We start from the raw sequence: 11,182 nt of genomic DNA, 5'->3' as shown, positions 1-11,182 counted from the left end.
CCCGGTCACCTCCGAGAGGTGACCGGGCCTGCGGGACGCGCGGGGCGCCGTCGTCCGGGACGGACCCGGCCGCGGCGGATCAGCGCGCGTAGTACTCGACCACGAGCTGCTCCTCGCAGGTCACGGGGACCTCGGAGCGCTTCGGGCGACGGGTGAGGGTGGCGCGCAGCTTGTCGATCTCCACGGTCAGGTAGCCCGGGGTGGCGGGCAGGACCTGCTGGTGGGCGCCGGCGGCGGCCAGCTGGAAGGGGACCATCTTCTCCGAGCGCTCGTGCACGTGGATCATCTGGCCCTCCTTCACGCGGAACGAGGGGACGTCCACGCGCTTGCCGTCCACCAGGATGTGGCGGTGCACGACGAGCTGACGGGCCTGCTGGATGGTGCGGGCGAAGCCGGCACGCAGCACGAGGGCGTCGAGGCGCTGCTCGAGGAGCTCGACCAGGTTCTCACCGGTCAGGCCGGCGGTGCGCTTGGCCTCCTCGAAGTAGCGGCGCATCTGGGCCTCGCGGATGTTGTACTGGGCGCGCAGACGCTGCTTCTCCTTGAGGCGCACCGCGTAGTCCGAGTCCTGCTTGCGGCGGGCACGGCCGTGCTGGCCGGGGCCGTACGGACGACGCTCCATGTACTTCTCGGCCTTGGGGGTCAGCGCGATGCCCAGGGCGCGGGAGTGCCGCACGGTGCGGCGGGTGCGAAGGTTGCCACTCATGGTGGACCTGCCTTTCCTTGACGTGCGGCACGGTTCGGGTTTGTCTCGAGGTCTCGTCCGCGCGCCGGGGCACACGGGTCAAGGGGACTCGAACCTGGCCTCCCCGCGATCCTGAGGAGAGCTGAGGGGCGTGCCGCCGCCCGTCATCCACTGATGCGCTGCGCGTCCCTCGACCGGGCACGCGGGTGTCCCGTGGACCGTTCGAGGGGGATGCGTCCGGGGCGCAGCGCCTGCCAGACCGGTCCACCTTACCAGAGCGACGACGACGGGGCGGGCCGGGGCTCAGGCGCGCGGCGTGGCCGCGGTGCCGGGGTCCGCGCCGAGGAGCTGACCGGCCTGGTCCAGGTGGGAGGCCTCGACCAGCACGTCGTACGACTCGGCCTCCATGGTCTGCAGGGACGTGAAGTCGCGCCTGCCGCCGGTGGCCGCGTGGCCGATCGCCCCGAAGACGGCCCCCCACAGGGCGCCCAGGCCCAGGGAGATCAGCAGGATCCAGAGGAACCCGAAGCCGGGGGCGAAGATCGAGAAGAGCAGGCCGAGCAGGAGGCCGAACCACAGGCCCTGCAGCCCGCCGCGGACGGCGGCCTTGCCGGTGGTCATCCGGCCCAGGACCTGCTCCACGGAGCGCAGCCCGGTGCCCACGATGCGCACGCGCTCCACGGGGAACCCGGCGTCGGAGAGCTGGTCCACGAGGGCCTGGGCCTCGGCGTAGGCCGGGACGGAGCGCAGGATGCGGTAGTCGGCCTGCGGGAGGGCGGGGCCGCCGGCGCCGGGGCGGCCGTACGGGGCCGGCTGCTGCGCGGCGGTGTGCTGGGGGGTGGACTGCTGCGGAGTGGACTGGGTCATGGGGGCGGCTCCTTCTGTTCCTTCTGTGCGTCGGTGGTGCATGGGGGCGCGAGCGGGCGAGGAGTCGGCGGGCCGACGTCGACCGCCCCGCTCATCCCTGGACAACCGGTGATCCGGGGTCTTTATTCCGCGCGGCCGCCCGAGGCGTCCGCCCTCGGGCCCGGCGCGCGCTCAGTCGCCGCGGATGATCCGGCGCAGCGCGGCCACCTGCTCGGTGAGCCGCTTCTCGTGTCCGATGGGCTTGGGCCGGTAATAGTCCCTCCCGACCAGGGGGTCCGGCGCGTACTGCTGACGGGCGACGGCGTGCGGCTCGTCGTGGCTGTAGACGTAGCCCTGGCCGTGGCCGAGGGCCGCCGCGCCGGGGTAGTGCGCGTCCCGCAGGTGCGCCGGCACCGCGCCCGTGTGGCCGGCCCGCACGTCCGCGATCGCCTCGTTCACGGCGGTGTAGCTCGCGTTGGACTTCGGCGCGGTGGCCAGATGCGTCACGGCCTGCGCCAGGATGATGCGTCCCTCCGGCATGCCGATCAGCTGCACGGCCTGGGCGGCGGCCACGGCGGTCTGCAGCGCGGTCGGGTCGGCCATGCCCACGTCCTCGGACGCGGAGATGATCAGCCGCCGGGCGATGAACCGGGGGTCCTCCCCCGCCTCCAGCATCCGGGCGAGGTAGTGCATCGACGCGTCCACGTCCGAGCCGCGGATGGACTTGATGAAGGCACTGATCACGTCGTAGTGCTGGTCGCCGTCCTTGTCGTAGCGCTGGACGTGGTGGTCCATCGCCTGCGCGGCGTCCTCGTCCGTGACCGCGACGGCGCCCTCCCCCGCCCGGCCGGCCTCGCGCGCCTTGTCCAGGGCGACGCCGGCCGCGGCCTCCAGCACCGTGAGCGCCCGCCTCGCGTCGCCGCCGGCCATCCGCACCAGGTAGTCCCGCGCGTCGTCCTGGAGCACCACGGCGCCGTTGAGCCCGCGCTCCTGGGTCACGGCACGGTCCAGCAGCCCGACGATGTCGTCGTCCGTGAGGGGACGCAGCGTGAGCAGCAGCGACCGGGAGAGCAGGGGTGCGATCACGGAGAAGGACGGGTTCTCCGTGGTCGCGGCCACCAGCACGACCCAGCGGTTCTCGACGCCCGGCAGCAGCGCGTCCTGCTGCGCCTTGGAGAAGCGGTGGATCTCATCGAGGAACAGGACGGTGGTGCGCCCGTAGAGGTCCCGTTCGCGCTGGGCCTGCTCCATCACCTGCCGCACGTCCTTCACACCGGCCGTGATCGCGGACAGCTCCGTGAACGTGCGCCCGGGGGCGCGGGCGATCACGTGGGCCAGCGTCGTCTTGCCGATGCCCGGAGGCCCGTAGAGGATGACCGAGCTCGGTCCCGCGGCGGAGTCCGGATCGGGCTCGGCGAGCTTGCGCAGCGGGGAGCCCGGCCGCATGAGGTGCCGCTGGCCCAGCACGTCATCCAGCGTGCGCGGGCGCATGCGCACGGCCAGCGGTGCGCCGGGGTGCGGGGCGGCCACGGTGCCGGCCGGGCCGTCGTCGTCGGCCCCGTTGTGGGCGGCGCTGAAGAGGTCGTCCATCGGGTCCAGGGTAGTCCTCGGCCCGCGGGGGCGTGGGTGGCATCATGGCCGCATGAGCCCCGCCGCCCCGCGCACCGACCACACCCACGTCCTGCTGCTGCGCGGGATCAACGTGGGGCGGAGCAACCGTGTCGGCAAGGACACGCTGATCCGCTGGGCCCAGGCCGCCGGCGGGGAGGCGGTCACCACCCACCTGGCCAGCGGCAACGTCCTGTTCCGGGCGTCCTCCGACGCAGCCGCGGAGGGCGTGCGGCAGGGGTTCGCGCGACGGGCGCGTGAGGAGGGCGGCCTCGACGTCCCCGTGGTCCTCGTGGACGTGGGCACGCTCCGGCGCGCCCTGGAGCTGCACGACGCGCTCCCCTGGGCCGGCGGCGAGCCGAAACGCACGCAGCTCACCGTGCTCGAGGACGACCCCGCACCCGAGGCGGCCGCCGCCCTGGCCGCGCTCGACCACGGGGACGACCGACCCGCGGGGCCGGATCGCACGGCCCTGGAGGGACGGCTGCTGTGGATGCGCTGCGCCGCGGGGGTCGCCGACTCCCCGCTCACTCCGGCCCGCCTCGACCGGGCGCTCGGGGTGCGCGGCACGGCCCGGAACCTCACGACGGTGCGGGTGCTCGCGGGGCTGCCGAGCGAGGACTGACCTCGGCGGACGGCACGCGGGGCGTCCGGGGCGTCGACACCCGCGGGACACCGCGCGCTGGCCGGGACGTCACGGACCGTTCACATCCGTGCGATGGGGTGACCCCGTCCTCCGCCTCCCTGCCCTGACTGGAGCATCCATGCCTCGCCTCGCACGCCTCGCCACGGCCGTCACCGCCGCGACCCTGTCCACGGCCTTCCTCGCCCCGGCCTCCCTCAGCGCGCCCGCCCCGCACTCGGCCACGGCCCAGCGCGCCGCCATCGCCGCCAACCCGTCCGGCAAGAGCATCGAGCTCACCCGCGCCGGCACCCACGAGACCGGCGTGTTCGGCGAGTCCGCCGCCGAGATCCCGGCCTTCGACGCGGTCTCCGGCCGCCTGTTCGTGGTGAATGCGCAGCGCGGCGCCGTCGACGTCATGCGCCTGGGCGCCGACGCCGCCCCCGTGGCCGAGCGGACCCTCTCCGCCGAGGGCCTGCGCACCGCGGACGGCTCCGTCACGGACAAGGGCGCCACGGTGAACTCCGTCGCTGTCTCCGGCGGTGTGATGGCCGTCGCCGTCGAGGCCGCCGAGAAGACCGACCACGGCTGGGTCGTGTTCTTCGACACCACCACCCTGCGCTACCTCGGCGGCGTGCGGGTGGGTGCCCTGCCGGACTCGCTGGCCTTCTCCCCGAACGGGGCGTACGTGGTGGTCGCCAACGAGGGCGAACCGGCCGACGACTTCTCCGTCGACCCGGAGGGCACGATCTCCGTGGTCTCCGTACCGAAGAACGCCCGGCAGTTCTCCCGCCTGACCCAGGACGCGGTGCGCACCGTGGACTTCCGTGCCTACGACGCCGGCACCGCCCTGCCCGCCGGCGTGCGCGTCTCCGGCCCCGATATGGCGGTGCCCGCCGGTCACGAGCCCGCCGGTCGGGTGGCTCGCAACCTCGAGCCGGAGTACGTCACCGTCGACCCGACCGGACGCACCGCCTACGTGTCCGTGCAGGAGGCCAACGCCGTCGCCGTCGTGGACCTGAAGTCCGCCACGCTGGAGGACCTCTGGGCGCTGACGCCCACCGATTGGTCCACCGAGGGCGTGCTGGACGCCTCGGACAAGGACGGCGGCATCGAGCTGGGCCACTGGCCGGTCGACGGCCTGCCCATGCCCGACGGCATCGACACGTACCGCTGGCGCGGTCAGAACCTGGTCGTCACCGCCAACGAGGGTGACGGGCGGGAGTGGGGCGACTTCAACGACTCCGAGCGCGTCAGCGACCTGGACCTGTGCGCCGCCGAGTTCCCGGGGGCCAAGGCCCTGCAGAAGAAGGATGCCCTGGGCCGCCTGAAGGTGCTCACCGACCTCGGCTACGACTCTGAGCGCGAGTGCCACTCCTCCCTGACCACACTGGGCGGCCGGTCCTTCTCCATCTACACCGCGGACGGCACCCGCCTGTTCGACTCCGCCGGCATGATCGAGGAGCAGATCGCCCGGCTCGTGGCCGCCGGCGAGCTGCCGGAGCACGCGTTCAACGCGAACAACGACGAGACCCCGTCCGGGGACTCCCGTTCGGATGACAAGGGCCCCGAGCCCGAGTCCGTAGTGGTGGGCACGATCCAGGGCCGCACCTACGCGTTCGTGGGCCTCGAGCGCATCGGCGGCGTGGTGGTCTTCGACATCACCGACCCGCGGAACGCCACCTACGTGGACTACGTCAACGACCGTGACTGGGATGCCGCGGGCGACGACGCCACGGCCGGCCTGGGTGACATGGGCGCCGAGGGCCTGACCTTCGTGCCGGCCGACGAGTCCCCCTCCGGCACCGCCCTGCTGATCGTCGCCAACGAGGTCTCCGGCTCGACCACCGTGTACGAGGTGAATCCGACCCGTCGTCAGTGATCCGCTGACGCGGACCGGTTCCGGGCGCGTTGCAGAATGGCTGCATGAGAGCCGTTCTGCAACGCGCCCGTTCCGCGTCCGTGACCGTCGACGGCAAAGTCGTCGGCTCCTTCGAGGGCGAGGGGCTGGTGATCCTGCTCGGCGTGACCGTCGACGACACCGAGGCCGAGGCCGTCCAGGTGGCCCGCAAGGTGGCCGGGCTCCGCATGCTCGACGGCGAGCGGTCCCTCACCGACGCCGGTGCCCCGGCGCTCGTCGTCAGCCAGTTCACGCTGTACGGCGACGTGCGGAAGGGCCGGCGGCCGTCCTGGACGCGCGCGGCGAAGGGCAACCAGGCCGAGCCGCTCTACGAGCGGTTCACGGCCGAGCTCGAGGCCGCCGGCGTGCGCGTGGAGCGCGGGGTGTTCGGCGCGAAGATGGACGTCTCCCTCACCAACTCCGGGCCGTTCACGCTGATCGTGGACTCGGACGAGCTGGCCGGTCCGCGGCGCGGCTGAGGCGGGCCCGCCGCGGACCCGGATCAGGCCTCCGGCTCGGCCTCGGCCTGCTTCGGCTCCGGCTGCGCGTCGACGCCGGCCTCCTTGCGCTGCTGGGCGGTGATGGGCGCCGGTGCGGCCGTCAGCGGGTCGAAGCCGCCGCCGGTCTTCGGGAACGCGATGACCTCGCGGATCGAGTCGGTGCCGGCCAGCAGGGCGACCACGCGGTCCCAGCCGAACGCGATGCCGCCGTGCGGCGGGGCGCCGTACTTGAAGCCCTCGAGCAGGAAGCCGAACTTCTCGTTCGCCTCCTCCGGGGACAAGCCCATGACCTCGAACACGCGCTCCTGCACGTCCTGACGGTGGATGCGGATGGAACCGCCGCCGATCTCGTTGCCGTTGCACACGATGTCGTACGCATACGCCAGGGCCGCGCCCGGGTCGGTGTCGAAGGTGTCCGCGAACTCCGGCTTGGGCGAGGTGAACGCGTGGTGCACGGCGGTCCAGGCGCCCGCACCCACGGCGACGTCGCCCGAGGCCACGGCGTCGGCCGCCGGCTCGAACATCGGCGCGTCCACGACCCACACGAACGCCCAGTCGGCGTCCTTCGCGGCCACGCCGTCACCGGCATCGGTGAACAGCCCGCAGCGACGGCCGATCTCCACGCGGGCCGCACCCAGCAGCGCGCGGGACTCCTTCGGCTTCCCGGCGGCGAAGAACACGCAGTCGCCCGGGTTCGCGCCCACGGCGGCGGCCAGCCCGGCCTTCTCCTCCTCGGAGATGTTCTTGGACACCGGGCCGGTCAGCTCGCCGTCCTCCTGGATGAGCACGTAGGCCAGGCCCTTGGCGCCGCGCTGCTTGGCCCACTCCTGCCACGCGTCGAGGGTGCGGCGGGCCTGGGAGGCGCCGCCCGGCATCACGACGGCGCCCACGTACTCGTTCTGGAACACGCGGAACGGGGTGTGCTTGAAGTATTCGGTCAGGTCCGTCAGCTCGAGGCCGAAGCGCAGGTCCGGCTTGTCCGAGCCGTACTTCTCCATCGCCTCGGCGTAGGTCATCCGGCGGATCGGCGTCGGCACGTCCACCCCGACGAGGGCCCACAGGGCCTTGACGATCTTCTCGCCGAGGGCGATCACGTCGTCCTGCTCCACGAAGGAGGCCTCGATGTCCAGCTGGGTGAACTCGGGCTGTCGGTCCGCGCGGAAGTCCTCGTCCCGGTAGCAGCGGGCGATCTGGTAGTACTTCTCGATCCCGCCCACCTGCAGCAGCTGCTTGAACAGCTGCGGCGACTGCGGCAGGGCGTACCAGGAGCCGGGAGCCAGGCGGGCCGGGACGAGGAAGTCGCGGGCGCCCTCCGGCGTCGAGCGCGTGAGGGTCGGGGTCTCGACCTCCACGAAGCCCTCGCCGTGCAGGAGCTCGCGCGCCGTCCGGTTGACCTCGGAGCGCAGGCGCATGATGCGCGAGGGCTGCGGGCGGCGCAGGTCCAGGTAGCGGTGGCGCAGCCGGGCCTCCTCGCCGACCTCCACGTGCTCGTCCACCTGGAACGGCAGCGCGGCGGCGGTGTTGAGCACCGTCACGGTCTCCGCGATCAGCTCGATCTCGCCGGAGGGCAGGTTCGGGTTCTCGTTGCCCTCGGGGCGGCGCTCGACCGTGCCGGTGACCTGCAGGACCCACTCGTTGCGCAGCGGGTCGAAGTCCGCCTCCTCCCGCACCACGACCTGGGCGAAGCCCGAGGCGTCGCGCAGGTCCACGAAGGCCACGCCGCCGTGGTCGCGCCGCCGCGCCACCCAGCCGGTGACGGTGACGGTCTGGCCGATGAGCGAGGCGTTGAGCTCGCCGAGGGAGTGGGTGCGCAGCACGAGGATCCTCTCCGTCCGGTCGCCGGACGATGTGCGGGGTTCATGTGATGGTCGACGCCGTGTGATACGCCTGCGGGGCGGGCGCGCGCCGTTCCCGTCAGTCTAGTGCCCCGTCCACACTGCCCCAGCCCAGGAGGACCCCGTCATGACCGCCGCCCTGCAGCGCCGCCTGACCCTGCTCCACGCCGTCGCGATCGGCCTCGGCTCGATGATCGGCGCGGGCGTGTTCACCGCGATCGGCCTGGCGGCCGCGCTCACCGGCGGCCACCCCGGCCTGCTGTACGGGGCCCTGGCGGTCGCGGCCGTCGCGGCCCTGTGCAACGCCCTGTCCACGGCGCAGCTGGCCACCGTCCACCCCGAGTCCGGCGGCGCCTACGTCTACGGCCGGCGGCAGCTGCACCCGTGGGCCGGCTTCGTCGCCGGCTGGGGCTTCGTCACGGGCAAGACCGCGTCGGTGGCCGCGATGGCGGCCACCCTCGGCCTGTACCTCTTCCCCGACGACGACGCCGCGGCCCGGTGGACGGGCGTGGCCGCCGTCGTCGTGCTCACCGGGGTGGCGATGGCGGGCGTGACGCGGACCGCGCAGGCGACGTTGGCGATCCTCGTGCCCGTGCTCGCCGTGCTCGTGTTGGCCATCGGCGCAGGCCTGGCGCGCGAGGCCCCCGGGGGCTCGGCCGCGGCGCTCGGCGTCGACTCCCCCGTGCAGGGCGTGCTCATGGGCGCGGGCGTCCTGTTCTTCGCGTTCGCCGGCTACGCGCGCGTGGCCACCATGGGTGAGGAGGTCATCGACCCCGCACGCACGATCCCGCGCGCCATCCTGATCGCCCTCGCCGTGACCGTGGCGCTGTACCTGCTGCTCGCCACGGCGCTGATCTCGGGCCTCGGGACCTCCGGGCTGGCCCGGTCCCCGGCGCCCGTGCGCGACCTGCTCGAGACCGCCCTGGGCTCCGGCTGGGGCTGGGTGGCGGTGGCCGGCGCCGCCCTCGCCGCGGCCGGGGCCATGCTCAACCTGCTGACGGGCATCTCCCGCACCGCCCTGGCCATGGCCCGCGAGTCCGACCTGCCCCGCCCCCTGGCACGGGTCCATGCGGGGACCGGCACGCCGTGGACGGCTCAGCTGACGTTGGCCGCGGCCGTGATCCTGCTCCTGCTCACCACGGACATCCTCACCGTGGTGGGCTTCAGCTCGTTCGGCGTGCTCGTCTACTACGCGGTGGCGAACCTGTCCGCCCTGACCCTGCGCGGGGACGACGACGGCCGCCGCCCGGCCCGGCCGCGCCCGCTGCGCGTGCCCCGCGCCGTCAACGTCCTGGGCCTGGCCCTGTGCCTGCTGCTCGCCCTCAGCCTGCCGCCGATGTCCGTGGCCGCGATGGCGGGCGTGTTCCTGATCGGGGTGGGCGGGCGCGCGTTCGTGCGGGCCGGGCGCCGGGGCCGGTGACCCGACGCGCAGACACCCACCGCCGCCGCACACCGGGGCCGGCATAGCGGCCGCGTCCGCTCAGTCCTGCGCGCGGGCGACCTGCGGCAGCAGGTCCTCGGCCGGCGGGGTCCAGTCGGCCGGGTCCGCGGCGTGCTGCTCGCCGGAGCGGATGTCCTTCACCTCGTGGACCCGCGCGCCGGCGTCGTCCCGACCCATGAACCAGACGAACGGGATGCCGCGGCGGTCCGCATACTTGATCTGCTTGCCGAACTTCTCCGCGGACACCGCGACCTCCGCGGGGATGCCGCGCTCCCGCAGCAGGGCCGCGACGTCCTGGGCCTCGGACCAGTCCTCGTCCGCCGTCAGCGCCACGTACACCGCGGTCGGCACGGAGCGGGAGGCCACGGCCATCTGCTGGGACAGCATGCGCATCACCAGCCGCGTCACGCCGATGGACAGTCCGACACCGGGGAACACGCGGTTCCCCTTGGACGCGAGCGCGTCGTAGCGGCCGCCCGAGCAGATCGAGCCGAGCTGCTCGTGGCCCACCAGGACGGTCTCGTAGACGGTGCCCGTGTAGTAGTCCAGGCCGCGCGCGATGGACAGGTCCGCCACGGCGCGCCCGGGGGCGCGGCGGTGCAGGGTGGCGACGACGTCGGCCAGCTCGGTCAGCCCCTCCTCGAGCAGCTCGTGGGTCACCCCCAGGGCGCGGACCCGCTCGACGAACGAGGTGTCCGACGTGCGGATGTCCGCCAGGGCCAGCGCCTGCGCAGCCTGCTCGGGGCTCGCGCCGACCTCCTCCTGGAGCAGCCGCGCGACCTCCTCCGGGCCGACCTTCTCCAGCTTGTCGATGCTGCGCAGCACGCCGGCGGTGTCCTCCAGGCCGATGCCCCGGTAGAAGCCCTCGGCGAGCTTGCGGTTGTTCACGCGGATGAGGAAGTCGCCGATCGGCAGGGCGCCGAGCGCCTCGGCCATCACCAGTGCGACGTCGGCGTCGTACCGGGGCGAGAGGGCGCCGTCGCCGACGACGTCGATGTCCGCCTGGGTGAACTCGCGGGCGCGGCCCTCCTGAGGGCGCTCCCCGCGCCAGACCTTCTGCATCTGGTAGCGACGGAAGGGGAAGGCGAGGTGGCCGGCGTTCTCCACGACGTAGCGGGCGAACGGCACGGTGAGGTCGAAGTGCAGGGCCAGGCGCTTGGGGTCGGCTGGGTCCTTGGGATCGCGCAGGCCCGCGGCGACCTCCTCGTCCTCGGCCAGGCGCGAGACCGCGTAGACCTCCTTGTCCACCTCGCCCTTGCGCAGCAGCTGGCCCAGGGTCTCCACGGCACGGGTCTCGATGCCGGCGAACCCGTGCAGCTCGAAGGTCCGCCGCAGCGTGTCGAGCACGTGCTGCTCCACGAGCCGCTCGGCGGGCAGCCACTCGTGGAAACCGGACAGGGAGGCCTTGCGGGACATGGCGATCCTTCGAGACGACGACGGCGGGGACGCGCGACGGTCCCCCGCCGGCGCACCGGCCCATTCTAGGCGCGGGCGCTGTCCGGCCCGGTACGCTGGCCCTGTTCGTGTCCATCCCGACCGGCCGCATCCCTCGACGACTGCGTGCCGGCGCAGTCAGGGAGAGTTCCAGCGGTGACCAATCACATGCAGCCCGACGACCAGCAGTCCCCCGCCACCGAGTCCACCCCCGCGTCGGCCGAGGCCGCCGATACGACCGTGCCCGCCGAGGCCCGGCCCGTCCCCGAGATCGTCCCCGACGCCCCGGCGCACGGTGATTCCTCCCAGCC

The 11,182-nt window shown here is 73.5% G+C and carries 9 protein-coding genes; 4 read left to right on the top strand and 5 right to left on the bottom strand.

Annotated features, from left to right (window positions below; genetic code table 11):
- Positions 1-79: 79 nt before the first annotated feature.
- The 3 genes from rpsD to HMPREF3105_RS04910 all read right to left on the bottom strand — a co-directional run bounded on the left by rpsD (position 80) and on the right by HMPREF3105_RS04910 (position 3,121).
- Positions 80-706, bottom strand: a complete 627-nt coding sequence (gene rpsD / locus HMPREF3105_RS04920; RefSeq protein WP_020621561.1) for a 30S ribosomal protein S4 — start codon at positions 704-706, stop codon at positions 80-82.
- A 282-nt stretch (positions 707-988) separates the two neighbouring features.
- The gene (locus tag HMPREF3105_RS04915; protein WP_020621560.1) at positions 989-1,552 is read right to left on the bottom strand and encodes a general stress protein; all 564 of its coding nucleotides are present in this window, start codon (positions 1,550-1,552) and stop codon (positions 989-991) included.
- Between the two features lie 171 nt (positions 1,553-1,723).
- Positions 1,724-3,121 (bottom strand): replication-associated recombination protein A, encoded by a 1,398-nt coding sequence (locus HMPREF3105_RS04910; protein ID WP_044659815.1) that lies wholly within the window; start codon positions 3,119-3,121, stop codon positions 1,724-1,726.
- 52 nt (positions 3,122-3,173) lie between these two features.
- On the opposite strand from HMPREF3105_RS04910, the gene HMPREF3105_RS04905 reads away from it, so the two are divergent.
- From HMPREF3105_RS04905 to dtd, 3 genes are all read left to right on the top strand, one after another.
- Positions 3,174-3,764 carry a DUF1697 domain-containing protein gene (locus HMPREF3105_RS04905; RefSeq protein WP_044659816.1) on the top strand — a complete coding sequence of 197 codons (591 nt, stop codon included), beginning with the start codon at positions 3,174-3,176 and terminating at the stop codon, positions 3,762-3,764.
- Between the two features lie 139 nt (positions 3,765-3,903).
- Entirely contained in the window at positions 3,904-5,643 is a 1,740-nt protein-coding gene (locus HMPREF3105_RS04900) for a choice-of-anchor I family protein (protein ID WP_044659817.1), read from the top strand.
- 44 nt (positions 5,644-5,687) lie between these two features.
- Entirely contained in the window at positions 5,688-6,140 is a 453-nt protein-coding gene (gene dtd / locus HMPREF3105_RS04895) for a D-aminoacyl-tRNA deacylase (protein WP_044659818.1), read from the top strand.
- Between the two features lie 23 nt (positions 6,141-6,163).
- Here dtd and aspS read toward each other — a convergent pair whose 3' ends face one another.
- Positions 6,164-7,978 (bottom strand): aspartate--tRNA ligase, encoded by a 1,815-nt coding sequence (aspS, locus tag HMPREF3105_RS04890; RefSeq protein WP_070708887.1) that lies wholly within the window; start codon positions 7,976-7,978, stop codon positions 6,164-6,166.
- Between the two features lie 145 nt (positions 7,979-8,123).
- Here aspS and HMPREF3105_RS04885 point away from each other — a divergent pair, with 145 nt between their 5' ends.
- Positions 8,124-9,416: an APC family permease gene (locus HMPREF3105_RS04885; protein WP_070708886.1), complete on the top strand. Its 1,293-nt coding sequence runs from the start codon at positions 8,124-8,126 to the stop codon at positions 9,414-9,416.
- 60 nt (positions 9,417-9,476) lie between these two features.
- On the opposite strand, the gene hisS is transcribed toward HMPREF3105_RS04885, so the two are convergent.
- On the bottom strand, positions 9,477-10,853 hold the full coding sequence (gene hisS, locus HMPREF3105_RS04880; protein WP_036313678.1) for a histidine--tRNA ligase: 1,377 nt from the start codon (positions 10,851-10,853) through the stop codon (positions 9,477-9,479).
- Between the last annotated feature and the right edge of the window lie 329 nt (positions 10,854-11,182).

The sequence above is a fragment of the Micrococcus sp. HMSC31B01 genome (assembly GCF_001816085.1).
Taxonomy (GTDB): domain Bacteria; phylum Actinomycetota; class Actinomycetes; order Actinomycetales; family Micrococcaceae; genus Micrococcus; species Micrococcus luteus.
This window is presented reverse-complemented; position numbering and strand designations above follow the sequence as displayed.